The organism is Stenotrophomonas rhizophila (assembly GCF_000661955.1).
Taxonomy (GTDB): Bacteria; Pseudomonadota; Gammaproteobacteria; order Xanthomonadales; family Xanthomonadaceae; genus Stenotrophomonas; species Stenotrophomonas rhizophila.
Genome location: NZ_CP007597.1, coordinates 2,560,952 through 2,584,615 on the forward strand (window position 1 = coordinate 2,560,952; position 23,664 = coordinate 2,584,615).

At 66.1% G+C, this 23,664-nt stretch carries 25 protein-coding genes and 1 tRNA gene; 10 read left to right on the top strand and 16 right to left on the bottom strand.

Translation table 11 applies throughout. The annotated features are described in order from the left end of the window. Window positions 1-315: 315 nt before the first annotated feature. Both DX03_RS10880 and DX03_RS10885 read right to left on the bottom strand, forming a co-directional pair. Complete coding sequence (locus DX03_RS10880) at window positions 316-1,263, bottom strand: DMT family transporter (protein ID WP_038688664.1); 948 nt, start codon at window positions 1,261-1,263, stop codon at window positions 316-318. 72 nt (window positions 1,264-1,335) lie between these two features. Beyond that, a complete protein-coding gene (locus DX03_RS10885; RefSeq protein ID WP_038688666.1) occupies window positions 1,336-2,058 on the bottom strand; it encodes a helix-turn-helix transcriptional regulator in 723 nt (240 codons plus the stop codon). A gap of 123 nt (window positions 2,059-2,181) precedes the next feature. On the opposite strand from DX03_RS10885, the gene DX03_RS10890 reads away from it, so the two are divergent. Together DX03_RS10890 and DX03_RS10895 are read left to right on the top strand one after the other, a co-directional pair. Then, the gene (locus DX03_RS10890; protein ID WP_185753332.1) at window positions 2,182-3,000 is read left to right on the top strand and encodes a hypothetical protein; all 819 of its coding nucleotides are present in this window, start codon (window positions 2,182-2,184) and stop codon (window positions 2,998-3,000) included. Then, window positions 2,997-3,479 carry a GNAT family N-acetyltransferase gene (locus DX03_RS10895; RefSeq protein ID WP_244880112.1) on the top strand — a complete coding sequence of 161 codons (483 nt, stop codon included), beginning with the start codon at window positions 2,997-2,999 and terminating at the stop codon, window positions 3,477-3,479. The genes DX03_RS10890 and DX03_RS10895 overlap by 4 nt, the downstream gene beginning before the upstream one ends. On the opposite strand, the gene DX03_RS10900 is transcribed toward DX03_RS10895, so the two are convergent. The 8 genes from DX03_RS10900 to DX03_RS10935 form a co-directional block, all read right to left on the bottom strand. Continuing rightward, complete coding sequence (locus DX03_RS10900; protein WP_038688668.1) at window positions 3,480-3,767, bottom strand: hypothetical protein; 288 nt, start codon at window positions 3,765-3,767, stop codon at window positions 3,480-3,482. It lies immediately after the preceding gene. Window positions 3,768-3,933: 166 nt separating this feature from the next. Continuing rightward, on the bottom strand, window positions 3,934-4,383 hold the full coding sequence (locus tag DX03_RS10905) for a PA2169 family four-helix-bundle protein (RefSeq protein ID WP_038688670.1): 450 nt from the start codon (window positions 4,381-4,383) through the stop codon (window positions 3,934-3,936). Between the two features lie 161 nt (window positions 4,384-4,544). Beyond that, window positions 4,545-4,814: a PQ-loop domain-containing transporter gene (locus DX03_RS10910; RefSeq protein WP_038692259.1), complete on the bottom strand. Its 270-nt coding sequence runs from the start codon at window positions 4,812-4,814 to the stop codon at window positions 4,545-4,547. Further along, window positions 4,814-5,536, bottom strand: a complete 723-nt coding sequence (locus tag DX03_RS10915; protein ID WP_038688671.1) for a glycosyltransferase family 2 protein — start codon at window positions 5,534-5,536, stop codon at window positions 4,814-4,816. Before DX03_RS10915 ends, DX03_RS10910 begins: the two co-directional genes overlap by 1 nt. After that, window positions 5,533-6,120, bottom strand: coding sequence for a class I SAM-dependent DNA methyltransferase (locus DX03_RS10920; RefSeq protein ID WP_038688673.1), 588 nt, complete (start codon window positions 6,118-6,120; stop codon window positions 5,533-5,535). The genes DX03_RS10915 and DX03_RS10920 overlap by 4 nt, the downstream gene beginning before the upstream one ends. Further along, the gene (locus DX03_RS10925) at window positions 6,117-6,875 is read right to left on the bottom strand and encodes a PIG-L deacetylase family protein (protein ID WP_038688675.1); all 759 of its coding nucleotides are present in this window, start codon (window positions 6,873-6,875) and stop codon (window positions 6,117-6,119) included. Before DX03_RS10925 ends, DX03_RS10920 begins: the two co-directional genes overlap by 4 nt. Continuing rightward, complete coding sequence (locus tag DX03_RS10930; RefSeq protein ID WP_038688677.1) at window positions 6,863-7,840, bottom strand: acyl-CoA dehydrogenase; 978 nt, start codon at window positions 7,838-7,840, stop codon at window positions 6,863-6,865. Before DX03_RS10930 ends, DX03_RS10925 begins: the two co-directional genes overlap by 13 nt. Before the next feature lies 1 nt (window position 7,841). Next, window positions 7,842-9,005: a zinc-dependent alcohol dehydrogenase gene (locus DX03_RS10935; protein WP_038688679.1), complete on the bottom strand. Its 1,164-nt coding sequence runs from the start codon at window positions 9,003-9,005 to the stop codon at window positions 7,842-7,844. Between the two features lie 148 nt (window positions 9,006-9,153). Here DX03_RS10935 and DX03_RS21180 point away from each other — a divergent pair, with 148 nt between their 5' ends. Next, complete coding sequence (locus DX03_RS21180; RefSeq protein WP_185753333.1) at window positions 9,154-9,324, top strand: hypothetical protein; 171 nt, start codon at window positions 9,154-9,156, stop codon at window positions 9,322-9,324. Between the two features lie 18 nt (window positions 9,325-9,342). Here the strand turns inward: DX03_RS21180 and DX03_RS21185 are convergent, their stop codons facing one another. Next, window positions 9,343-9,588 carry a hypothetical protein gene (locus DX03_RS21185; RefSeq protein WP_038688681.1) on the bottom strand — a complete coding sequence of 82 codons (246 nt, stop codon included), beginning with the start codon at window positions 9,586-9,588 and terminating at the stop codon, window positions 9,343-9,345. Between the two features lie 152 nt (window positions 9,589-9,740). Here DX03_RS21185 and DX03_RS10945 point away from each other — a divergent pair, with 152 nt between their 5' ends. After that, window positions 9,741-10,865, top strand: coding sequence for an alpha/beta hydrolase fold domain-containing protein (locus DX03_RS10945; protein ID WP_425598271.1), 1,125 nt, complete (start codon window positions 9,741-9,743; stop codon window positions 10,863-10,865). Here the strand turns inward: DX03_RS10945 and DX03_RS10950 are convergent. The 5 genes from DX03_RS10950 to kdsA all read right to left on the bottom strand — a co-directional run bounded on the left by DX03_RS10950 (window position 10,858) and on the right by kdsA (window position 17,571). Beyond that, window positions 10,858-11,196, bottom strand: a complete 339-nt coding sequence (locus DX03_RS10950) for a barstar family protein (protein WP_081797222.1) — start codon at window positions 11,194-11,196, stop codon at window positions 10,858-10,860. The two genes, DX03_RS10945 and DX03_RS10950, sit on opposite strands and share 8 nt — an antisense overlap. Before the next feature lie 483 nt (window positions 11,197-11,679). Then, on the bottom strand, window positions 11,680-14,220 hold the full coding sequence (locus DX03_RS10955; RefSeq protein ID WP_185753334.1) for a hypothetical protein: 2,541 nt from the start codon (window positions 14,218-14,220) through the stop codon (window positions 11,680-11,682). Window positions 14,221-15,308: 1,088 nt separating this feature from the next. Continuing rightward, entirely contained in the window at window positions 15,309-15,791 is a 483-nt protein-coding gene (locus tag DX03_RS10965; protein ID WP_038688690.1) for a hypothetical protein, read from the bottom strand. 731 nt (window positions 15,792-16,522) lie between these two features. After that, a tRNA-Arg gene (locus tag DX03_RS10970) sits at window positions 16,523-16,599 on the bottom strand. Window positions 16,600-16,725: 126 nt separating this feature from the next. Next, the gene (gene kdsA / locus DX03_RS10975; protein WP_038688691.1) at window positions 16,726-17,571 is read right to left on the bottom strand and encodes a 3-deoxy-8-phosphooctulonate synthase; all 846 of its coding nucleotides are present in this window, start codon (window positions 17,569-17,571) and stop codon (window positions 16,726-16,728) included. 223 nt (window positions 17,572-17,794) lie between these two features. Between kdsA and DX03_RS10980 the strand changes: the two genes are divergently transcribed. From DX03_RS10980 to DX03_RS11005, 6 genes are all read left to right on the top strand, one after another. Further along, window positions 17,795-18,388 (top strand): phosphatase PAP2 family protein, encoded by a 594-nt coding sequence (locus DX03_RS10980; protein WP_038688693.1) that lies wholly within the window; start codon window positions 17,795-17,797, stop codon window positions 18,386-18,388. Between the two features lie 117 nt (window positions 18,389-18,505). Continuing rightward, complete coding sequence (locus tag DX03_RS10985; protein WP_038688695.1) at window positions 18,506-18,826, top strand: hypothetical protein; 321 nt, start codon at window positions 18,506-18,508, stop codon at window positions 18,824-18,826. 93 nt (window positions 18,827-18,919) lie between these two features. Then, a complete protein-coding gene (locus DX03_RS10990; protein WP_038688697.1) occupies window positions 18,920-20,026 on the top strand; it encodes a polysaccharide biosynthesis/export family protein in 1,107 nt (368 codons plus the stop codon). 13 nt (window positions 20,027-20,039) lie between these two features. Further along, window positions 20,040-20,726, top strand: coding sequence for a YjbF family lipoprotein (locus DX03_RS10995; protein ID WP_051598838.1), 687 nt, complete (start codon window positions 20,040-20,042; stop codon window positions 20,724-20,726). After that, complete coding sequence (locus tag DX03_RS11000; protein ID WP_038688699.1) at window positions 20,723-21,499, top strand: capsule biosynthesis GfcC family protein; 777 nt, start codon at window positions 20,723-20,725, stop codon at window positions 21,497-21,499. The genes DX03_RS10995 and DX03_RS11000 overlap by 4 nt, the downstream gene beginning before the upstream one ends. After that, entirely contained in the window at window positions 21,499-23,646 is a 2,148-nt protein-coding gene (locus tag DX03_RS11005) for a YjbH domain-containing protein (protein ID WP_038692265.1), read from the top strand. Before DX03_RS11000 ends, DX03_RS11005 begins: the two co-directional genes overlap by 1 nt. Window positions 23,647-23,664: the final 18 nt, after the last annotated feature.

A 23,664-nucleotide genomic window follows, 5' to 3' on the forward strand; every position in this document is an offset into this window, starting at 1 on the left:
GAAGGCGCTCCCCCGCAACCTGTTCCGGGTGCGGGGCCGTTGTTTTCGGAAATTACGCGAAGACGACGGGCCGCACCAGGCGAGTGGTGACGGTGGTAATGGTGGTGGTACCGGTGGTCTGCGCAGGCACGCCTCGACCGGCCGCGAGGGCGGCGGTGCAGAGCTGGGCGGTGGCGGCGATAGAGACCATGGGCCAAGAAAACTACGCCGGCGGGGGCTTGTCAAGTGTTGCAGTGCAAGATCAAGCGGGGCGCGATCAGCCTGCATCGTCGGCAAAAAGGTTGCGAATGAGACCATGCAGCCACAGCAACGCACTCAGCCCACATGTTCCGCAATTGCCCGCGGCGGCCGATGCGCGTGCGCGCACATCAGCACGCCGGACACCAGGCACGCGATCGCGACTGTTTCCATCGGGGTCGGCCAGCGCTGTTGCCAAGCGAAGCCATACAGCAGCGCGAACAGGGTCTCGAACACGATCATCTGGCCGGTCAGGGTGAGCGGCAGATTGCGGCTGGCGCGGTTCCAGCACGCGTTGCCCAGCACCGAGGCCACCACCGCCACCCCGGCGCTGATCAGCCAGAACCAGCCCCAGTCCACCGCGGCGTGGGATGCGCTCGGCAGCAGGAACGCACTGGGCACCAGCAACAGCGACAGCGCGCCGGTCGCCACGCCGGTCAACAGCGACCAGTCGTGGCCGGACAGGTCCGGTCGGCGTGCCAGCCAGCGGCTGTTGCCAATCGAATACACCGCCCACGAAAACAGCGCGCCCACCGCGCATAGCAGGCCCAGCAGGCGACGGCCGGTGGACCCCTGCGCGTGCTCGGCCTGCAGCGCCTCATAGCCCACCAACGCCACCCCGGCCAGACACAGCAGCAGCGCGGGCGCCAGCTTGCGCAACGGCACGGCGCCCTTCTCGCGCACGCCCGCCAGCGTCACCACCACCGGAATCAGGCCGACGATCAGCGACGCCGCCGCGCCACCGGCCCACTGCACGGCATTGGCCAGCAACACGAAATACACCAGGTTGCCGGCCAGGCTCAGCCACAGCAGGCCGCGCCATTCGGCCATGCCGATGCGCGTGCGCAGGTCGCGCCAACGGGGGGCCAGCAACACCACGGCGATCAGCCCGTAGACCAGATAGCGACCGGCCGACAGCTGCACCGCACCGAACTGGCTCAGCATCGCCGGCGCCAGGAACACCACGCCCCACAGTGCGCCGGCGGCAATGCCGTTGGCGATGCCCACTCCCATCGATCGATTCATCTGCGCGCGTGCACCGCTACCGGAAACAAGGCGCCAGTGTAGGCATCGGCACAGCGGCGGTCTTGACCCAGGCTACTGCCGCTGCCGGCGCCGGTATTCGGCCGAGCTCATGCCCCATTCGCGGCGCAGTGCCCGGGTCAACGCACTCTGTTCGGAGTAGCCCGCGTGCTGGGCAATCTGCGCGATGGCCAGGTCGGTGCCGGCCAACTGGCCACGCGCCCAGCGCAGACGGCAGCTGCTCAACCAGGCCTGCGGGCTGAGGCCGAACGCGTGCCGGAACAACGCGTGCACCCGGCTGCCACTCACGCCCACCTCGGCCGCGATGCGCTCCACCGGCCAGGCCTGACCGGGCTGGCGTTCAATGCGCGCGCATACCGCCTGCAGGCGGGTGGCACTGCCAGCCGGCGAAAAGGCCTCCAGCAGCAGCGGCATCTCACGCGCCACCACCGCAGGGTCGATCTGGCCGGTGCCTGCCGCGCTGACCCGGCGCGCCATCGCACGTACGGGCGCAGGCAATGCCAGCACCGGGTGCCGCGCCAGGCGCTCCACGGTGTCGTCATCCAGCAGCGCAGCCGGGCAATCCACGATTAGGAACCGATCGTCCTGCAGCGCGCATTGCGCGTGCCCTGCCGACGGCGCCACGAAGGCGCCCTGCCACACGTCCAGGCGTGCGCCGCGCCCCTCCAGTTCGAACGTCAGTTCGCCCTGCAGCGGCACCACCCATTGCGCGAAGTCATGCCGGTCCACGCTGGACGTGCGGCCGTAGCGACGCAGGTTGAAGGCAGCGGTGGACATGGCCGAAGACAGTACGGAACCCGGGGGAAGGAGGAGTCTGCGCGCCCCCTGTGCCCGGTGCAACAAGGGCCGCGCGGGCCGGTGCTATAGTCGGGACCGTCCAGTCAGCAAGGAGTGCATGCCGTGACGTCCCCTTCCATTCCGCCTGTGCGGCAGCGCCGCCGGTTTCCGGCCCTGCTTGCGATCCTGGCCGTGGGTCTTCCCCTGACCACTGCCCACGCCGAATCCTCTGCCCCAGTGTCCGCCGCGCGTACTGCGCCGGGCCCGCAGTGCATGGACGCCAAGGGCCTGCTGGAGATGAACCAGAGCAGCCCCGACAGCATCACCTTGCTCGACCGCCACCAGTCACCGTGGCGGCTGCGCTTCAATGCTGCCTGCCCGGGACTGCTCGCCGCCGAAGACCCGCGCGTTGCCGCTGTCGACAGTTGGGTCTGCGGCACCGGCGATGAGCGGGTCGTCGCCGGCGACACAACCTGCACCATCACCGCGGTGGACCGCATCAGCCGCCGCGAATTCGCACAGCATGCAAAGCAGAGCGGCGTTGCGCGCCCGGTCACGCTGGGCGCGGTGAATGTCACCGAGCAGCGGCGCACCTTCCGCGGTTCACCGTCGTACTGCTTCAGCACCCGCCATGTGCGCAGCTGGAGCGACAGCCCGCAGGGCGTCACCGTGGAAACCAACCCCCGCTACTCCGGTGGCCACCGCCGCTACATCATCGAAGTGGCGTCATCCTGCGAGCTGGTGCACTCGCCACAGCTGCGTTTCCATTCCGGTTTCAATACCGGCGTGATCTGTGGGCACCCGGGCGACCGGCTGGAAGTGATCCCCACGGTGGACCCCATCCTGGTCGCGATCTCCGAACGTGGGCCCCTGCCGGAACCGCCCATCAACCGCACCCTGTCCCGCTGCGCGATCCTCGCCGTCTACCCGGCCGCGTCGTGACGGCCCTGCTTCGGGTCACCTTGAGTGACCGGCCCCAGCTGCTGCCGCAGGTCGCGGCCTGGTACTTCCAGCAGTGGGGGCACCACGTGCCCGGCCGGACGTTGGCCGACGAGTGCGAACGGCTGGAGGTGTTCCTGCAGCCCGACGCCCTGCCGATGCTGTTGGTCGCGATGCAGGACGATCGCCCTGTCGCGGCCGCACAGCTGAAGTTCCATGAACGTGCGGAACGCCCGGAACGTCTTCACTGGCTGGGGGGCGTCTACGTGGATGCCGCGCAACGCGGCAAGGGCGTCGCCGAGGCCCTGATCACCGACCTGATGGCGCGCGCCGCCAGCGAAGGCGTGCGCGAGGTCTACCTGCAGACCGAAGCCGATGATGGCGGCCTGTACCGCCGGCTCGGCTGGATGCCGCTGGAATCGATCGTGCATGCCGGCGGGTTTCCGGTGCGCATCATGGTCCGGCGGCTCGCGCCGCCGTGATCAGCGCACGCGAAGCGGCTGCGGGGCCGGGCGATCGGCCAGCGACCCCAGCGTGAAGGTGTAACCGGCCTCTTCCAACAGCTTGCGCATGCGCAGCTCGGCGCGCTTCGGATACGCCAGCGACAGCGGCGCATGCAGCGCATAGGACGTGGACTTGCCCGGCATCGTGTCGCGGGTCACCGACGACTGATTCGTTTCGCAGGCATTGGACCACAGGTCCGACAGCACCTTCGGTCCGATGGATTGATTGTTGCCAAGCCGAAGCGTCAGCCAACGCATGTGTTCCATAACAGATCCAGTCAGCCCTTTCGATCGAGTATGCACCAAATCCCCACCCCCCGTACGGCGGCGTTCGGCCGCCAGACGCAGACAGCCCCGGGCGTACCGGGGCTGTCTGCGCGGTGCACTGCGCGTGTTCATGCGGCGCCGATCAAGGCGCCGCGATGCCCGGCGGTCAGTGCTTCATTGCATGCTTGCGGTCGCGCATGACCGCATGGCATTCCTGCACCTGCGGCAGCAGGCGCTGCACTTCCTGGCGCGCGGCCGGGGTGGTGTCGCTGTCGGTGAGGGTGTCCTTGAACGCCTTCAGCAGGCGATCCTCGGATTCCTCCAGTTCAGCCACATAACCGTACTGCGTGTCGCCCAGGGTGGCGCGGATCTTGCCGTAGAACTGCTGCATCGACCCCACCACCGTGCCGTGGTCGGCCGGCTTGCCACCGGCGGCCACCACCGTGGCGCTGAGCGAGCGGACCAGTTCGTCCTTCACCCCGGCGATGCGGGTGAACAGCGCAGACAGTTCTGCGTCCTTCACCTTGCCGGCCGCCTCGGTGTAGAAATCCTTGCCGTCGCGGGCGATTTCGATCAGGTCATTCAAGGTGTGCGTGGTCTTGGTTTCGGTAGTCACTGCGATCTGCTCCTGAAGTTTCGGGCTTGCCCGTGCTTGGGTGGATCCACTTTTCCGCATCGCCAATGAAGTCGGCGTGACACTGAAAACAAGCGGTTCAGTGACGTATCGACGGCGCGTTGCGATTGTTTCCATCGCGTGTTCGCCATGCGATTGCGTCTTCACGACACGTCGCGACGTCGCTTCACGCGCGACAGCACCTGCCCGGCTACCGCGGTGCCCAGCACCAGGCTGTTGGTGACCACGAACACCCAGGACTGCAACGCAATGCTGTACAGAATGAACAGCACTGAGGCACTGATCTGCCCGACGAACAACCAGGTGGACACCGCCTCGCTGTCGGGCGCGTGCCACTGTTTCCAGATCTGACGCCACAGCGTCGCCACCAGGATGCCGGTCGCCGCCCAGCCGAGCAGATCCACCGCTGCCATCAGCACGCAGCCGCTGGTTTGGTCGCGCTGCCAGCGAGCACTGCTTCGGGCGGATCCGCGTTGCCGCACAGCTGTGCTTCCAGCCGCCGCAGGAAGTCGCTGAATCCGTTCACCGCCCGCGCATGACGGCGGGCGCTGGTTACCACCTGTGGCGTGGCAAGGCGGGCCACGCGCGCGCCACTGGCCTGGATGGCCGCAATGAGGGCGACGTCTTCGCCGGTCACCAGGGGAAGAAATCCGCCGCTGTCGCGGTAGGCGCTGGCACTGAAGCCCATGTTCGCCCCGTGCACGTGCAGGTGGCCGTCCCGTGCCTGCTCGCTGGCCCCGAAGGCTCGCTGCACGGTCGGCGCATAGTCCTGCCAATCGTCCACGGTCACCACCCCGCAGAAAGCGCTGGCACCGCACTGCACCTGTTTCACCAGCCAATCGGCCGGCACGCGACTGTCGGCGTCAGTGCAGCCGATCCATCGCGCGCCCTGTGCCAGGGCGTGATCGCTGGCCACTGCACGCGCCACCCCCACACAGCCCGCCTCGACCCGTACGACCTGTACCCCGAAACGTCGGCATATCGCCGCCGTGGCGTCACTGCAGCGGTCCAGGGCCACGATGATCCGCACGTCTTCGCCGGCCAGGGCGCGATGCTGCGCGGCCGCCTGCAACGCCTGCAGGCAGGGACCGATCAGCCGCTCCTCGTTGTGCGCCGGTACGATCGCCGCGATCATCGCAGCCCCTCGTGCTCGGCAACCGAGCGGGTGTCGCGCGACCAGCCCTGCAGCAGCATGTCCGCATCGCACCAGGAGAACGCCCGCGGCAGCAACGCGTCCAACTGGGCATGCACGAACGCGGCCGAGCACCTGGCCTGTGCAAAGTCCGGCCGCCAGTGGCAGGCAATCAGCACCCCCTGCGCGTCCAGCGACGTGGCCAGCCGTGCCGCCATCGCCTGCATTGTGGGCGGGTCCAGGTAATAGCCCAGCTCGCTGAACACGATCAGGTCGAACGTGCCATCGGGCCACTGACGCGGGTGCTCGGCACGCTCGACCTGCACATGTGACTGTGCGGCCAAGGAAACGCGTGCCGCGCTCACCGCCTCTTCGCTCAGGTCGGTGGCCAGCAACTGCGCGCAGCGCGGCGCGAGTGCAGCGGTGAGCACCCCGTTGGAGCACCCCAGCTCCCAGCCGCGCAGGTAGTGGGCCCGTGGCAGGCTGGCCAGGGTCAGGGCACGCTTGCGCGCCTCGTACCAGCGGGTGCGGTACGCGAACGGATCGTCCTGCTGGTAGAGCGCGTCGAAGTAGGCGGTCGTGTTCATCCAATCAACACCTCGTAGTCACGCTCGAAACGCTGCACCACCGTGGGTGGCAGGATGGGGTCGCAGTCCAGCCCGTCCACCGCGCCAAGCTGGGTCGAAAACTGGGTGATGGCCGCGCGCTTGCGCTGCATCAGCTGGGCGCTCAGCGGGACGCGCGTCGCGGACGCCCAGGCATGCGATGCGTCCTGCGGATCCAGCCAATGCCAGCCCCACACCGGGAATTCGCGCAGCGTGCAGCCACGTGATGCGGCCGCGAGCGCGCAGGCGCGGCCCACTGCCTCGTGGTCGGGATGTGCATCGAGGCGCCACGGCCCCAGCACCAGATCATCGGCGCGCAGCAACGCCAGCAGGCGCGCCGCCAGCGCTGCTTCGCTACCGGCTACGGCACCGTCATCCATGTGGAACGCGTGATGGACACCATCGGCCAGGCCGAGGCAGTCCAATGCACGCGCGAGTTCCTGCTGGCGCGTGCTACGCAGCCGGCGCGGTGGCCACGCCGACTGACCGGGATAGCAGGCCTCACCATCGGTAACCGACATGACCACCACCGGCAGCCCAAGCGCTTGGGTAGCGGCCATCAGTCCGCCACAGGCGAGCACTTCGTCGTCCGGGTGCGGCGACACCACCACCAGCCGTGCATGGCCCGCAAGCAGCGTGGCGGCGTCGCACACCGGCAGCGCATCCAGCCACGCGCACGCCTGCCACTGGGCTTCGCTGACGCCGTCGCCGGCAATGTGGCGCGTTACAACGTCCATGCCCGCCCCTCGCGATGGCAGTCCATGCCCAGCTGCTGCCAGTCGCGGTCGGCATGGCTCTGGCGGATGAACACGGTCAGGTCGCTCCAGCGCCGCGCGTGCTCCGGGTCCATGCACATGGGCCCCGGCCCAAGCGCCCGCGCGACCAGATCCAGGGTCTGCACGCAAGCGCGCTCCACCACGCTGCGCACCCGCACCACTTCAGTCATGTGGGCATGTGTGGGGGCGGCGTCGATCAAGTCCGCCAGCTCACGCAGCAGCGCCGCGCACGCGGACAGGCTCATGTCGACCTGGCCGAGCAGCCCGGCTGCCACGCCCGGCTCACCCGCCTTGGGCGAGCACCGCAGCGGCGCGGCCAATGCCGTTGCCGCCCCGAACCAGCACGCGGCGATACCCGCGCCGCCGTGCCAGAAGCCGGGGCGTTGCAGGTAGGCGTCGGCCGCGCCGATCTCCACGGCCGGCACGCGGTCGAAGTGCGCGGTAGCGCTGGGAATGCGCTCCATGCCGGTGGCCTGCCAGGCTTGGGTGTCGCACTTCAGGCGCGCCTGTCGCAGGTCCGCACGGAACAGCCGGCAGTGCCCGTCCACCCGCACCGTCACCAGCGCCGCGCCCACCCAATCGGCACCCGAGCACCACGGTTTGGCGCCACTCAGCGTTCTGCTGCCGGCATCGAAGGCCAGCGTCGCCGCCGGTCCTTCGGCGGCCCATACCGCCGCCAGTTCCCCGGTAGCCAGCGGCGGGGCGTCAAGTTCATGCAGAATCGCCGCGGCGTCATAGTGCGCCTCCAGCAGCTTGGCCAGGCATAGATCCTGCGCCCCGATCTGCGCCAACAGCCGCCAGCGCCCCAGCGTGTCGCCCGCCCCCGGCAGCGGCAGCGCGGGATGGCGGGCCAGCCATGCCTGCGCGTGCTGCACCAAGGCAGGCGTTTCCGTACGCGGCGTGGCGATGTTGCTCACCGTACCCATGTCAGGGCGTCAGGATCACCTTGCGGCAATCCTCCTGCTTGCGGTCGAAGATCTCGTAGCCCTTGGCCGCCTCTTCCAGCGGCATGCGGTGGGTGACGATCACCCCCGGATCGAGATTGCCTTCTGCGATATGGTCGAGCAGCTCCGGCATCAGCTTCTGAACGTGGGTCTGGCCCATCTTGAAGGTCAGCCCCTTGTCGAAGGCATCGCCGAGCAGGAAGCCGTGCACGAAGCCGGCATACACGCCGGGAATGCTCACGGTGCCGCCGCGACGCGTGGCCGCGATGCACTGGCGGATCGCCACGCCACTGCTGCCTTCCACCTTCAGCGTGGTCAACGCCGACTCGAGCGCACTGCCCTCGGCTTCAAACCCGACTGCCTCGATGGTGGCATCCACGCCGCGTCCGTTGGTCTGGGTGACGATGTATTCGGCCGGATCATCGACGCGCGTGAAGTCGATCGGCGTCACCCCGTACGTGCGTTGCGCGAAGTCGAGGCGGTACGCCAGGTGATCGACCATGAAGATGGTCTCCGCCCCCAGCAGGCGGCAGCACGCCGCGCTCATCAGGCCAACCGGCCCTGCGCCGAAGATCGCCACACTGGAGCCGGGCTTGACCCCGGCATTGATCGCCGCCTGGTAGCCGGTGGGCAGGATGTCCGACAGGAACAGCACCTGCTCGTCGGACAGCCCGTCCGGAATCCGCAACGGACCCACATTGGCCTTGGGTACGCGCACGAACTCGGCCTGCCCACCCGACACGCCGCCATACAGATGGCTGTAACCGAACAGCGCCGCCGGCGGACGGATGCCCTTCTGATTGGTCGCCGCCCCCTTGCCGCTGTTGGTGGTTTCGCACGCGGCAAACTCGGCAAGACGGCAATGGAAGCAGCTGCCACAGGCAATCACGAACGGAATCACGACCCGATCGCCCGGCCGAAGGTCGCTCACACCGCTGCCGACCTCTTCGACAATGCCCATGAACTCATGGCCCAGCACGTCGCCGCTGTGCAGGTCGGGAATCTTGCCGCGATACAGATGCAGGTCCGAACCGCAGATCGCCGTGGCGGTCACGCGCAGAATCAGGTCGTCGGGAGCCGCCAGCACCGGATCGGGGACGGTGTCGACACGGACGTCCTTGCTGCCGTGGTAGGTCAATGCGCGCATATGCTGCTCCAGTGAGGGATGCACCATTGCTACGCCGGGCTGCGTACCGGGGGGGTGACTCAACCGTGTGCGCCATGTTGAGGGGGAGCGACGGTACGTTCACCCGGGCGGCAGGATGCTCCAACTTCACCCACACAGGAGTCAGCGAATGAACACACCCACCCATCCACGCGGCACGCCCGAAGACGATCAGCAGAAGGCATTCACACCGGACAAGGTCCGCAATGACGACGCCCGCTGGAGGGACAAGGACATGGCGGAACAGGACGACGGCAAGGTCACCCCGGCCGACTACGAGGCGCCCCCGTCGCAGGACTGAGGCAGGCCACCCGTCGTACTACTGCTGCCCAGGCGGTGAGGTGGGCGGCGCTTCCACCGGCGGCGCTGCAGGGGTCGGATCGCCTTCAGGCGGCGCCTCCAGCGGCGGCACCTGCGCGGGAGGATCCCCCTGGGGCGGTGCTTCGGCAGGCGGCTCCTGCACCGGCGGTTCCGGGCTCACCGGCACTTCCACCGGCGGCGCATCAGGCGACCCTGGCGTGGGCGTAGGGGGCGCGCCGGGCGGCGAATGCGACGATGCGTTCATCGGGTAGCTCCAACGGGTGGGATGGCAGAGCATCGCCGGTAGCGCGTCAACAACCGGCGACGGCACCGTGCACGTATCGGCACGGTGACGCTTAGTACGAGGCCACGCCGGGCGCTATCCTGTGCCGCATTCCCGCAACGTGGACCGTGCACATGGCTGTTTCGAAATGGATGTCGGCGCTTCCGTTGTGCCTGCTGCTGGCCCCCGGCGCGCACGCCGCAGCGCCTACTGACGGCGTGCGCCAGGTGCCCAGCTTCGCATTGCCGGTCTCGCCCTATCTCAGCCCGCAGGCGCAGGACAGCGTACGCAGCGCAGTGATCCACGGTGATCCCGCGGCCAAGCTGGACAATCCCGCCGTCCTCGCGCAGCTGGACAGTATCCGCAAGGGGACCGACCAATGGGCCTATGGCGAGATCGCCGAACTGCGCAAACGCTTCGCGGTGGAGCTGCATCACGAAACCTGGGGCGGCATTCCGGTGGTGCGCGTGCAGCCACGCAGTGCGCCGGCTGACCCTGCAAATCAACGCCTGCTGATCGAACTGCATGGCGGCGCCTTTGTGTTCGGACGCGCCGACAGCCTGGGCCTGCTTGAGGCGATCCCGGTGGCGGCGATGACCGGCATGACCGTGCTTGCCGTGGAGTATCGCCAGGGCCCCGAGCACCGCTTCCCTGCGGCCAGCGAGGATGTCGCGGCGGTGTACCGGGCGGCACTGGCGCGGTTGCCCGCCGCGCACATCGGCATCTTCGGCTGCTCGGCCGGTGGCGTGCTCACCGGGGAGTCACTGGCCTGGTTCGCGAAGGAGAAGCTGCCCATGCCCGGCGCTGCCGGCCTGTTCTGCGCAGGCGGCGATGCGCGTTACGGCGGCGACTCGCGCTACGTCATGGCCGCGATCAACGACGCCCTGCTGCCCCATGCCGACGGCACATTGCCCATCATGGAGGACCTCTACTACGGCGACGTCGACTTCCGCGACCCGCTGGTGTCGCCGGTGTTTTCCGAACCGCTGCTGGCGCAGTTTCCGCCCACGCTGTTCATCACCGGCACCCGCGCGGCGGAGCTGAGCAATGTGTCCTACATGCACAGCCGGCTGGTCGATCTGGAGCGCGTGTCGGACCTGCATGTGTGGGAGGGGCTGGGGCACGCGTTCCATCTGGATGCCAAGCTGCCGGAAAGCCAGCAGGCGTATCGGGTGATGGCGAGGTTCTTTGCAAAGCACCTCGAAACGGCGTTGCCCGCCAGCCACCCTGCCCCCGCAGCGGCAGCGAGCACTAGGTGATCACGAGGACAATGGGCGACGACTGTTCGCGCGCCGCACAACGTTCACTGAGCAGTTCCAGCGTCATGATGAAGGATTCGCGCAGCTCGCGCGGCATGGCGGCCAGGCCATCCACTTGCACCAGAACGACCTCCCCGGGCGCTACCACCACCCGGCTCATCCCTGCGTCGGCGTCGCGCAGGGAGGACAGGCAGTCAAGCAGCGCATGGCCGTTGCGGCCATAGAATGCCGGCAGGCCAAAGGCTGCAACGAAGACCTCGTGGTATTCGTCCCAGCTTGTGACCCGGGTGAAATCCAGGCGGATCGTCGTGCCAATGTTCAACGCTTGCATGGGCTCCGTCCTGGAGATTAAGGCCGATAGTCTAGAGCAGTGGCGGCGAGTTCCGCTCTACACCTGACGTTGACCATGACTGCACCGGCGCAGTACACCTGCACTGGTCTACTTGCGTCTACTCCTTCAGCAACACGACGGATCAGCCAACGATGTCCTCCACAGGTGTCTTCCATCTGATTGAAGTTGCTGGCGATCGCGAGCTCTCCAGCGATCGCGCAGCGCGTGTCACTTCCGTGACCGCGTCTTGCCTCAAGTGCAACCACCACTTCACTGCGGCTGACGAATCGACACTGCTGGCAGTGCCCGGTGGCATTGCGATGCGCTGCCCGGGCTGCAAAGCGAGACAGGCCATCAGCAGCGTGGTGTTTGACGACTTCCTACGCAGGCGGGAATAACCTCTTCCGGCCGCTTTGGGGTACGTCCGGCGACGGACATGCCCCAAGCGCCTGCGCCCTCAAGCCGGGGCAGCACTACAGTCTGCTATTGCCCTTTCTCGTCACCCATCGCGCCGTGCAGCTTGGCCTGCAAGGCACTGTCGGCGAACGGGTCGAACACGGTGGTGGTATGCGCTCCCACCATGTAGGCGGTGGCGTCGATGGCGCTCGCGGGCGCATAGAGGGTACGCACCTGCGCGTACTTATTCAGCGACAATGCCGCAACGCAGCCCATCAGCAGCACATACTTGAGCAGTCCGCGCTCGGCCGCGTCGTCCGGTAGCGGCCAGGCCAGCACCAACTCGGCGACGTCCAGCGTTTCGCTGTGGCGCCTTTCCCAACCGTGACTTGCGCAGTAAATGCCAGCCGCGGCAAGGGACGGCTGCTCACGCAGGCGCTTCAGGACCTGGGCATGCAATGCCGGCGTCCAGCACTCGGACAGTGCGAAACACAGTCCGCGCGGAAAACTTTTCTCGTCCCACAGTCGCGAGAGCAGGTAGTCGGTGTTGCCCGGTGCCTGTGGGCCCATGGTGCCCAGACTCTCGTACAGGGTATCGAGTACCTGCTTGCGCGCATGTTCGCCGCGGTGCATCGCGGCCGACGCGTCTTCCAGCGCGGCGCGGATGGTGACAGCCATGTCAGCCGACGTCATTGCTTCCAGCACGCGCCTTGCCGGGTAGTCGTCGCTCCTGTCAGGCGCGAGCGCCGTCGCGCGGGCCTGAGTCCGCGCCAGGGCCCAGTAGAACAGACGCTGGCGCTGGGTCGTGTCCAGCACCTCCCGCAGACGTTTGATGTCCTCGCTGACCCGATCGGTTACCACGCTTTTCACCGGCGCGGCGTTCAACAGGGCCATCAGCGGCTCGAACAGGCGCGCGTCGCTCCAGAAGGCTCGCAGACCCGCCAGGATGGCGTCGACCCTGTTATCGGCCTCCAACTCGGCAAGATAATCGCCAGCGGGCGGCTCCTCGATCATCGCGATCAGCAGGGGGACCAGTGCGTCGCCAGCATCGGTGACGCTGCGGCACAGCTCCGGCAACAGCGACGCCTGCAGTTTGCCGCTCAACTGCGGCAGGGCGCGCTGCACCAGTTCTATCCGCGTCGGCAGCGTGCTGTCGAGCAGATGGCCGATTGCCCATCGCCGCGCATCATCGTCGTCCGCCAGGTCCGGGCGCCGTGCCAGGCGTATGGCCATTGCATCGCGCGTGGCCGGAGCGGCTTGGGCGACGCCCTCGGCGAAGTCAGGCGCATCCCAGATGGTGAGCAGGTCCTCAGCCAGGCGACGGTTGCCAGCCAGCGCCTCGACACTGAGCGCCGTCTCCGCGTCGCCAAGCAACCGTTGCGCCTGCTCGGCCAGGTCCAGTACGCGCAGCATCAGGTCGTCCCATGCCAGCAACGGCTGAACGACGGTCAGGAGCGCGCGACCATCGCTGATGGCCTGGTGAACAGGGTGCAGGATGGCAAGGACCTGCCAGTGCGCCGTCGGTGACGCGGCGAGCAACTGCGTGGCCGCGTCCGCAGCCGCGCCTGCGTCCTCGCCCAGACACAGTTGCATGCGCGCGCGCAGAGCCCATGTCGCCGGGGCATCGGTGTCGGTGATCCGATCCAGCGCCTGCAGGGTGGCCGCCGGGTCCAGTGCGTCGGCATCGCGCTCCAGCGCGCTGTCGATGTGAGCCAGAACCATGGCCCCTACCGAACGGGGCGATACCGCAAGCGCCCGCAGACGCTGCGCAACCGGCGCCTTGGCGTCGATCTGCGCCCACACCAGCATGCGTGCGCGGCGGTGGCGGAAATCGGGGACGACCGGCAGGTCTGCGTCGTCAGCCATTGTCCCGAAGGTGGCCACGAATGCGCGCAGCAATGGCGTAGCCACGTCGGCGACCTGCTCCAGAACCTGCGCAAGGCGCGCATCCTGGCCGAGCAGACGCGTGTGCAGCAGCCAGTAAACGGCGAGGTGCACGTCCCCGCTCAGTAAGGGCAGTGCTGCCTCGAATTCGCGCTGTTCGTATTCCTTGGTGGGGAACGTGCTCAGATAATGGTTGAACGCCTCGGCACCCAGTTCATCCGGGCCCTGCAACGGTTGGCCCTGGTTGTCGCAGGCAGCCTGCGAAAGCGCCTGCATGACCCACTGGTAGCGCGTGAGCAGGTCGGCGGTGCCGGCATCCTGCGGAGAGGGTGTCCACGCGTATTCGTGCAAGAGCGCGGCCTCTGCGTCCTCCCTGTCATCGCCGATGTCCCACTCGTCGAGCTCGTCCAACTCCAGTTCCTTTTCCCACATCCGCGCCCGGAAGGCCTGGTAATCGGCCAGACTGGCGAAACGCGGTTCCACCAGCCGGGTCTCGTGGTCCTGCCACCACACCTGACCGCCTCCCCGGAGGTCCAGCAGGGTGTAGTTGTCGCCCTCGTCGTCGAGCACGACGAAGCCGGAAAGCGTCTTGTCGATGCCGCCAAAGTACCGCGGGTTGTTGCGCAGGTGCGCGTGGACCAGATCGGGGACATCCAGCGCGGCGAAATCGGCCGTGATCGCCGCAACGATCTGCTCGGTAAGCGGGAGCGCATAGAAGCGCGAGTAGGAAGAAATCAAGTCCACGGTGTCGTCCATGTCTACGAAGGAAAGGTGCAGCGAGGCGCGGTGGTTCCATCCAGCTCTGTCGGTCGCGTGTCGCGCCCGAGGTCTGGTCCGGCCGGAGAGTTTACAAGATGGCAGCTGATCAGCGGATTAGCGCTACTGCCCCAGCGCACACCTCTAGGCGGGGGCCAAGCAGTGGCTTACTGTTGAAACCGAGGCCTGTTCGCGCTTGGAGAGTAGAGCGCCATGACGCCCGCGATGCGCCCGATGGAATGCTCGCCGCTCGTTTGGAGGAGTCGAGATGACCTCCCTGGGCAGCACGCCATACCGCAGAAGGCCTGATGCTCCTTGTGCGCCAATAATGCGCCAAACACCGCGACGGTCAGATGGCAAGGCACCAGAATAGGAGCTCATTAGAGTGCTCAGATGCGCGCAGGGGATAGCAATACGCCCCAGAATATTACGACGCATCCCGCCGCGAGCAAGGCCGCGAGCCCGCTGACCATCAGCGCGCGAAGCACCCTCCGGCCGAGGAGTGTGCCGACTTTCGCTGTGAAGCATCGAATTGGCCGCGGCTTCGCTTTCTCTGTCCCAGCAAAGAACGCAGCCGGTGAGGGCATTGCCTCGCCGGCACCGGCTACCTTCCGCCGTATCCTCCGGATCTCATCCGCTGCGCCGGCCATGATGCAGATCAAGCTTCCGAAGAACTTAGAGATCAACACCAGGACGAGAGCGGCGCACAACCAAGGCATCGCAGATTTGATTGCCGGCAGGGAAATCAAACCTCCCAGGTACGGCAAGTTGGCTGCGGCAAGACCAACCGCGGCCGCCGTGCCGAAAGTGATGGAAGATGCTGGTCCACCCAGACCCACCACTCGCAATCGTCAACGCGCCGGCCAAGCCTTGGCATCTCGACGTTGTTACACACAGCAGCGCGGCAGCCCATCCAGACGGCTGGCCACTGATCGCCATCGAAAGTCAGGCGGGAGCATGCGCGCAGGATACGGGTCGGGTTTTCAGATTCGGCGACTGGCCGTAACGGGTCCGCCGTATAGGCGGTCAGGGGTGCAGAACGCCGTCGCGCTTGGCGGCGGCGTTCTGCTACCGGTTTACTGGCAGACGTACTCTGTCGCCGATTCGACTATGTTCAAGTCGAGCTCTTCGTACTGGATCGCGACGGTTTCCATGAGGGAGAAATAGACCACTGTGCGCGCGCCGACGTTGCACGCGGCCGGTAGATCACCGGCGTAGGCGTGCCCGTTGATCGCATAAGCAATGCCGTAGCAAGTCGAGCCGATCTGGTACGGATTGTGATTGCAGGCCATGCGCTGACTATTGGCCTCTGCGCTGGAGACGTCATAGTTGGCCGTCCAGCCACTGGCCGCATCGTTGGGGCAGCTGCCTGGAAAACCACTGATAGGATTCTGGCCGGCGTTGCAGGTGTAGTCAAAAGCGCTGATGTAGGCGCTCTGTCTGAAGTACGCGGTTCTGCCGCTATCGACCCATTGACCCGCTGCGGCGTCTTGGGCAAAGGCGGACAGGCCGAGCAGGCACAGCGCAGCTGCGGCGAGAGGTGTAAATCCTTTCAACATGACTATCGTCCTCGGAATTGGCGTAGTGCACGCATCATGCGTGCCGGCGGAGTTTATCCACACTTTCCGGACGCAAATATGACGAAATTGGCACTCTGAGCGTGGAAGCCAGGTACAGCGCGAGTTTCTCTGCCCTCGCCGGGGTTCTGCGCCCCCTACCCTTACGACAAAAAGATAAAGTTGCTGGCCAGTGAGCCTCCGGCATGGAGGTCTGCCGCGCCAGCCGCACGGTTGATACCCCGCGCAAGAACCCCAAGCAACTGCTCCAGCAGGCAGGCGAAAGGCCCTTCAGCCGTCAATATAAAAGTCCTGGTGCAGAATGGTGGCACTGGGTAACTTTGTATCCGGGCGGGCGAAGTGGACCATTAAGCCACCGAAGAAAAAGCGGAAAACGGAACAGGGAAACCTCCGTCATCCGGCGCATCCGAATCTGGACTGTACTTGGTCGCACGAATGGGAGTCTGGTTATGAGCATCCCCTTTCGTGAAGATCTGCCTCAGTTGACCGGGGTATCCGGGTCGCGGAGAGGATGCCATTGAGTGCGAATGCCGTGGCTGCCTTGACTGAGCTACCAGCCCCCCTGGTCGGCACCTACACGCATACGGTTACCGATTGGTTTTCAGCGGATGGCAAGCCTGCGGGTGTCGGCAGGAGTCTTCACCGCCTTCGGCACATTTTCTACGCGCACAAGGCCATTGCAGGCGTGCAACATCGTGTAAGTGCTTGAAATATGGTGACCCCGGCCCGATTCGAACGGGCGACCTTCCCCTTAGGAGGGGGACGCTCTATCCAGCTGAGCTACGGGGCCAAGTGCGGGACGGAAAACACCCGCCAGACCGCTGGCTGCACGCGCCAACGCGGCGTGCAGCCATCAAGGATACCCACATTCAGCGACGGGACCAAGGCCGTCGCCGCCGAATGCCGGCAGGCCGCCTCAGCGGATATCCAGTTCCGGGAAGCCCTTGACCAGTTCGTCCAGCGCCTTGATCTGGGCCAGGAACGGCTCCAGTGCCGACAGCGGCAGCGCACTGGGGCCATCGCAACGTGCGTGGTCAGGGTCACGGTGGGCCTCGAGGAACAGCCCGCCCAAGCCCAGCGCCATGCCCGAACGGGCCAGCTCGGCCACCTGGCGGCGGCGGCCACCCGAGGCTTCGCTGCCCGCGTCGCGGCGCTGCAGGCTGTGGGTCACGTCAAAGATCGCCGGCAGGCCGCCGGTGGACTCGATCATCTCGCGGAAGCCCAGCATGTCCACGACCAGGTTGTCGTAGCCGAACTGCGACCCGCGCTCGCACAGGATGATGTTCTCATTGCCGGCCTCGCGGATCTTGGACACGATGTGCTTGATCTGCGTGGGGCTGAGGAACTGCGGCTTCTTGATATTGACCGCGCAGCCGGTCCGGGCAATGGCCGCCACCAGGTCGGTCTGACGGGCCAGGAAGGCGGGAATCTGCAGCACGTCGACAACCTCGGCCACCGGGGCAGCCTGGGCCACTTCGTGCACGTCGGTGATCACCGGCACGCCGAAACGACGCTTGACCTCCTCGAAGATGCGCAGCCCCTCTTCCAGGCCGACCCCGCGGTAGGATGCGATCGACGAGCGGTTGGCCTTGTCGAACGAGGCCTTGAACACGTACGGGATACCCAGTTTGGCCGTTACCGTGGTGAAGTGCTCGGCCGCGTGCAGGGTCGAATCCAGGTCTTCCAGCACGTTCAAGCCGCCAAACAGCACGAACGGGAGGCGATTCCCGACCACTACACCTTCTGCAACGGTAACGTTCATTCAATTTCCTTGGGTGAAATGCGGCCGACATGCGGACCGATCAGGCGACATTCTAGGCCGCATGGCCACGCTAGAAAATGGCTCGGCTGCCCAATGGCACCACTTCGGGCCTGCCCAGCCGCAATTGGCCGGATCCTCCCTGTGGCCCCGCCCCCGCCGATCCGGCCCCGGTACATCAGCACTGGCTTATGCTCGCCTTCCCTGAATCGATTCGGACGTTGCCGTGTGGGCATGCCTATCCCAACTCGGTGACAGCCGCTGGCTGCTGCCACTGAGCCTCATCCTGCTGCTGGCAGGCCCCAAGGCGAGTGCAGGGCTACGGCGTCGCTGGGCGATAAGTCTGTCCATCGCCGCCGCACTCACTCTGGCGTCCAAACTCGCGTACCTCGGCTGGGGCCTGGGGTGGGCCCGCCTTGATTTCACCGGCTTCAGCGGCCACGCCACCATCAGCGCCGCCATCTATCCCGTGGTTTTCCACCTGGCCACCCACGGGCGCGCCCGCGCCCCGCTCGCATGGGCTGCGGCAGGTGCCGCGCTGGCCGCCGCCATCGCCTATTCGCGCCTCCCACTTCATGCGCACTCTGTGTCCGAGGTCGTCAGTGGCTGGGTACTCGGCTGCGCAGCGTCCGCCTACGCGCTTTCGGCGCGGCCCGCCAGCTTCACGACCCCGATACGAACGCTGGCGCTGGCCGCGTGTTTGGGACTGCTGGTGCCCTTGCTCATGCCCACCGTGCGAACGCATGACTTGGTGACACGCTTGGCCACGACCCTCTCGGGGCGGGACAGTGTCTACGGCCGACAGCATCTTTCGCGATGACCTTCAGAACGCTCCCGCCCAGCCATTGATTTCAGGAGGATTTTCGCCTTGACACTGAATGGCTAAAGAAGCGAACATGACTGCGAATATTTACCTGACGGAGTAGGAGACCCCGTAATGAAGAAGATTATCGCCGCACTGGCCCTTGTCGCCATGTCGTACCCGGTTCTGGCCCAGGAAGCCCCGGTTGAAACCACCTCCGAAGCTGCTGCTACGGAAGTCGCGGGCACTGGTGCAGCAACTGGCGCTGCCAACGGCACCCTTACCACTGCTGCCATGGTTGGCGGCGGGATTGCGGTTGCTGCCGTGGCCTATAGCCTTGCTGCGGACAGCAGCAAGGACGACGCCGGCAACAACAATGGTGGCGGCACCACGCCTCCGGGCCCGGGCGGCACCACTGGCACGACCGGCACCACGGGCACCACCGGCACCAATTGATCCGCTAGTCGGAACAAGGTCATCACGCCCTCGCCGGGCGAAGGTCCGGCGGGGGTTTTTTGTTTTGCCCGACAGGGCCAGGAAGAATCATCGATGGACTGCAAGCGTCTCGGCGCCACTCTGGCGCTCGCCCTCACCCTGTCTGGCTGCGTGTTCGCCCCCGGTCAGCACATGCGTTCCAGCGCATTCGCACGGGATGACCAGCCGGTTGGCAACGACCAGATCGAGCTGATCCCGATCACGCCGAAACTCATCGCCATGGACCGCGCGTCGCGCGACGTGCCGACCTTGCCGGTGGCACTGACGTCCTATCAGCCCGGCCCCTACACGATCGGCGCGGGCGACATCCTGTACATCACGGTATGGGACCACCCGGAACTGACTGTGCCGGCAGGTCCACAGCAGCAGCTCAACGCGGCCGGCCGCCCTGTGCAGTCCGACGGGACCCTGTTCTATCCATACATCGGCAGTGTGGACGCTGCGGGCAAGACGCCCAGCGAACTGCGCGCACTGCTTGCCACCAAACTGGCGCGCTACATCGAATCACCCCAGGTGGATGTTTCCATCCTGACTTACGCCAGCCAGCGCGTCTGGGTGACCGGCGCCTCACGCCAGGCAGCCACCGTTCCACTGACCGTGACCCCGCTGACGCTGGGTGACGCTATCAGCCAGTCGGGCTTGGATGCTGCACAGGCAGACCTTTCCGGTGTGCGCCTCACCCGCGAAGGCGTTACCTATTCCATCGATCTCGACCGACTTGGTCGCCAGGGCGGCGGGGCGACGAATATTTTCCTGAAGGCCAGCGACCATCTGTATGTGCCGTATCTGGACCGCAAGGAAGTGTTCGTGGTTGGCGAAGTCAACCAGCCGGGTGCGATGAGCTTCAAGACCAGCGACATCTCGCTGAGCCAGGCCCTGGGTCGCGCACGCGGCCTGCAGCAGAGCACGTCCAATGGCAATGCGGTCTATGTGATCCGCGGCTCCAACGATCTGCAGGAGAAGCCGTCGACCGTGTTCCACCTGGAAGCCAAGTCCCCGGCCGCCTTTGCCGTGGCCAGCCAGTTCGAACTACTGCCCGGCGACGTGGTCTTCGTGGGCGCCGCCGGCGTAACCCGCTGGAGCCGCTTCGTGAACCAGTTGCTGCCGTTCACCTCGATCATCAGCAACGCCGCCAGCGCGCGTAACGATCTCGACAACTGACGGTGGTTCACTGATGAGCAGGAGCGCTCTGACCGCCCCGAACAAGGCGCAGCGCGGCATCGCCGCGTTGCTGTTGATTACCCTGGCACTGACCGGCTGCGGCGTGGTGGGTCGTACCAGCCTCAAGACGGTGCAGCTGGCCGTAAAGGGCGCACCGGACGTGCAGCCTACGGCAGCCGAAGTCGGCGCCAAGCCGTACCCGCAGATCAAGGTCAACGGCCCCAACGGCGGCGCCGTGCTGGTGCTGGGCAACATCGATGCCGGGCGGCAGGCGTGGTACAGCAGCGAGCGCAGCATCGTGTTCCTGCAGGATGGCCTGTTGGTTGGTACGCACGGCGGCACGCCGGAGCTCCAGCAGATGTGGATCGAGGGCGCCAACCCCTTCCACGCCCTGCACACGCTGCAAGGCACCGTCACCGTACAGCGTCGGTATGACCTGATGCCGGGCTATCGCTACGGCATCCCAGTCACCGGCACGCTTGAGCGCCTGGGCGCCGAGCCGGTGGACATCCTCGGTAAGGTGCGCACGCTGGTGCATGTTCGCGAGACGTTGCGTGGCACGCAGTGGAAGGGCGAGAACCATTACTGGGTGGACCCCGCGAGCGGCTTCGTCTGGAAGAGCCAGCAGATGATCGCACCGGGCACGCACCTGGAAATCACCCAACTCAAGCCGTACAGCCTGGACCTGCAACGTCGATGAAACCGCGATTGTTCGCCCTCGCGCTGGGCCTGGCCACCTGCGGCGCCAGCACTGCCGCCCCTACGATCAACGTTGACGTCCTCGGTCAGGTGCGCAATCCCGGTGCACAGGTTCTGCCGGCCGACGCCCGGCTGAGCGATGCAGCGCTGGCCGCCCAACCGCTACCAAGTGCCTACCCCCTGGCGGCCGCATGGTTGCGTCAGGCCGACCAGCTGGCACAGACGCGGCTCAAGGCCGGCGTGCTGTTCGACCTGGGCCAGATCGAGGAGCGCGCCGATCGCGACCCCGACGGCGCACAGGCCGCCACCGCACTTGCACGGGAGATCGACAGCATGCCGGTCACCGGGCGCGTTCCCGCGCTGCTCGCCGCACGTAACGTTGAAGCTGCACTGTCACAGAACCGGCCGCTGGCCGATGGCGACCGCCTGGTCTACCCGCCCCGCCCCGCCACCGTCACGGTGATGGGTGCGGTTGCCCAGCAATGCACGCTGGACCACGCACCCGACCAGGCACCGCGCGCCTATCTGTCGCAGTGCCCTGCCCTTGCCGCCGCAAGCCGCGATGACCTCTACGTCATCCAGCCCGATGGTCACGTGGAGAAGCTCGGCATCGCCTTATGGAACCGCTCGCCGGCGTCCACGCTTGCGCCGGGCGCCATCGTCTATGTACCGCTGCAGGCCAGCACACTCGGCCAGACCGCCCCCGATCTCAACGAGGAAGTCGCCCGCTTCCTCGCCACCCAGGTGCTGCATGCGCCCGGAGTTTCGCTTTGATTTCTTCGCTTCGCACACCGGCCGCGCGTCTTGCGCTTGCTGCGCTCAGCCTCAGCATCAGCAGCGCCTTGTACGCCCAAAACGCACCGGCACCCAGCGCTAGTGACTGGGGCGGCATCGGCCTGTTGCAGACGCCTACGGCGCGCATGGCCGACGAAGGAGAGCTCGCCTTCACCGCCAGCCATACCTCGCCGTACAGCCGCTACAACATCGTGCTGCAGCCACTGCCGTGGATGGAAGGCGCGTTCCGCTATGTTTCAGTAGCCAATCGGCGCTATGGCTATGAATGGCTCAGTGGCGACCAGAACTACAAGGACAAGTCGATCGACCTGAAGATCCGTCTCTTGAAGGAAAGCCGCTGGGTTCCCGAGGTATCTGCAGGTTTTCGCGACCTTGGCGGCACCGGCCTGTTCTCCAGCGAATACCTGGTCGCCAGCAAGCGGATGGGCGCGTTCGATGCCAGCCTTGGCTTGGCTACTGGATACATCGGCAACCGCGGTGATTTCAAGAATCCGTTGACCGCCATCGATGACAACTTCGAGACCCGTCCACGCGCGCAGGGAACCGGCAGCCTCAACAGCGACGGTATGTTCCGAGGCCCGGTGGGCGTGTTTGGCGGCGTTGCCTATCAAACGCCCTGGGAGCCGCTGCAGCTGAAGCTGGAGTACGACGGCAACGACTACAAGCACGAGCCACAGAACAACAACCAGCGCCAGCGCAGCCCCTTCAATATTGGCGCGTCCTACGCGGTCAACAAGAACGTGCACCTGCACCTGGGCTGGGAGCGCGGCGACCTGGCGATGTTCGGCGTCACGCTGCGCACCAATCTGGCACAGGCGACCTCCATGCCAAAGTTGCTGGATCCGCCACCGGTGCCGCTGAAGCAGCGCACCGCCGAAGATCAGGATGCCCGCACGGACAGCACCGCCCTTGCGGCCGCTCCATTGGACTGGCCCACCCTGGCAACCCGGCTGGAGCAGAACGCGGGCCTGCGCGTGCAGCGCATCAGTCAGCGCGGGGCGGAAGTGATCGTCACAGGCGAGCAGCGTCGCTTCCACTACCCCGCGCAGGGCATCGGCCGCACTGCACGCATTCTGGATGGCGCACTTCCATCCGACATCGACTGGTTCACTGTGCAGAACACACGATTGGGTATGCCCATCATAGAAACCAGCATTGAACGCAAGTCGTTTGTCGACCACGTCGAGCATAAGACCGAACTGAGCACCCTCGCCGGACACATCGAAATGGCGCCGCCTGCGGCGCAGCGCAGGCAGACGCTTTACCAGGCGCCGTTGCGCCGCTTCGATGGCGCCTTCAACATTGGCTACCAGCAATCGCTTGGCGGCCCAGACGGATTCGTGCTCTTCCAGGTAGCTGGCACCTACAGCGCCAACCTTTACCTGGCCCGCAACCTGTGGCTCACCGGCACCGTCAGTTACAACGCGTACAACAACTACGACAAGTTCCGCTACGACGCACCCAGTCGCCTTCCGCGTGTCCGTACCAACATTCGTCAGTACATGACCACCGAAGACCTGACCCTGCCCAGCCTGCAGCTGACCGGCACCCGTCAGCTCGGTCGGGATCTATATGGCATGGCGTACGCGGGCCTGCTTGAGTCCATGTACGCCGGCGTCGGCGGCGAAGTTCTGTACCGTCCGCTCAATGAGCGCTGGGCGGTAGGCGTGGAAGCCAACTGGGTGAAGCAGCGCGACTTCGACCAGCGCCTGAGCTTCCGCGACTACAGCGTTGCTACCGGCCATGCCAGCTTCTACTACATGTGGGGCGAAGAGCGCCGCGTGGTGACCGCGTTGAGTGCAGGCCGCTACCTGGCCAAGGACTGGGGTGCCACGATGGCCGTTTCCCGCGCATTCGACAACGGCGTCACCATGGGCGCCTACGCGACCAAGACTGACGTGTCGTCCAAGGACTTTGGCGAAGGCAGCTTTGACAAGGGCATCTATGTGTCCGTGCCCTTCGACTTCCTGCTGCCGCGCTCGACCCGTGCGCGTGCGAACTTCCTTTGGAACCCGCTGTACCGAGATGGTGGTGCACGCGTGGGGCATGCTTACAGCCTGTATCAGGCCACGTCCGAGCGCGACCCGGAGTTCTTCTTCGATAACCTCGACACCGTGGCGAAATAGAGTTTTCGAAGGTAGGGG

Excerpts from the sequence above, each read along its gene's own strand:
- DX03_RS10880 (WP_038688664.1), bottom strand. The coding sequence starts at position 1,263 with ATGAATCGATCGATGGGAGTGGGCATCGCCAACGGCATTGCCGCCGGC.
- DX03_RS10885 (WP_038688666.1), bottom strand. The coding sequence starts at position 2,058 with ATGTCCACCGCTGCCTTCAACCTGCGTCGCTACGGCCGCACGTCCAGC.
- DX03_RS10900 (WP_038688668.1), bottom strand. The coding sequence starts at position 3,767 with ATGGAACACATGCGTTGGCTGACGCTTCGGCTTGGCAACAATCAATCC.
- DX03_RS10910 (WP_038692259.1), bottom strand. The coding sequence starts at position 4,814 with ATGGCAGCGGTGGATCTGCTCGGCTGGGCGGCGACCGGCATCCTGGTG.
- DX03_RS10915 (WP_038688671.1), bottom strand. The coding sequence starts at position 5,536 with ATGATCGCGGCGATCGTACCGGCGCACAACGAGGAGCGGCTGATCGGT.
- DX03_RS10920 (WP_038688673.1), bottom strand. The coding sequence starts at position 6,120 with ATGAACACGACCGCCTACTTCGACGCGCTCTACCAGCAGGACGATCCG.
- DX03_RS10925 (WP_038688675.1), bottom strand. The coding sequence starts at position 6,875 with ATGGACGTTGTAACGCGCCACATTGCCGGCGACGGCGTCAGCGAAGCC.
- DX03_RS10930 (WP_038688677.1), bottom strand. The coding sequence starts at position 7,840 with ATGGGTACGGTGAGCAACATCGCCACGCCGCGTACGGAAACGCCTGCC.
- DX03_RS10935 (WP_038688679.1), bottom strand. The coding sequence starts at position 9,005 with ATGCGCGCATTGACCTACCACGGCAGCAAGGACGTCCGTGTCGACACC.
- DX03_RS21180 (WP_185753333.1), top strand. The coding sequence starts at position 9,154 with ATGAACACACCCACCCATCCACGCGGCACGCCCGAAGACGATCAGCAG.
- DX03_RS21185 (WP_038688681.1), bottom strand. The coding sequence starts at position 9,588 with ATGAACGCATCGTCGCATTCGCCGCCCGGCGCGCCCCCTACGCCCACG.
- DX03_RS10945 (WP_425598271.1), top strand. The coding sequence starts at position 9,741 with ATGGCTGTTTCGAAATGGATGTCGGCGCTTCCGTTGTGCCTGCTGCTG.
- DX03_RS10950 (WP_081797222.1), bottom strand. The coding sequence starts at position 11,196 with ATGCAAGCGTTGAACATTGGCACGACGATCCGCCTGGATTTCACCCGG.
- DX03_RS10965 (WP_038688690.1), bottom strand. The coding sequence starts at position 15,791 with ATGTTGAAAGGATTTACACCTCTCGCCGCAGCTGCGCTGTGCCTGCTC.
- kdsA (WP_038688691.1), bottom strand. The coding sequence starts at position 17,571 with ATGAACGTTACCGTTGCAGAAGGTGTAGTGGTCGGGAATCGCCTCCCG.
- DX03_RS10985 (WP_038688695.1), top strand. The coding sequence starts at position 18,506 with ATGAAGAAGATTATCGCCGCACTGGCCCTTGTCGCCATGTCGTACCCG.
- DX03_RS10990 (WP_038688697.1), top strand. The coding sequence starts at position 18,920 with ATGGACTGCAAGCGTCTCGGCGCCACTCTGGCGCTCGCCCTCACCCTG.
- DX03_RS10995 (WP_051598838.1), top strand. The coding sequence starts at position 20,040 with ATGAGCAGGAGCGCTCTGACCGCCCCGAACAAGGCGCAGCGCGGCATC.
- DX03_RS11000 (WP_038688699.1), top strand. The coding sequence starts at position 20,723 with ATGAAACCGCGATTGTTCGCCCTCGCGCTGGGCCTGGCCACCTGCGGC.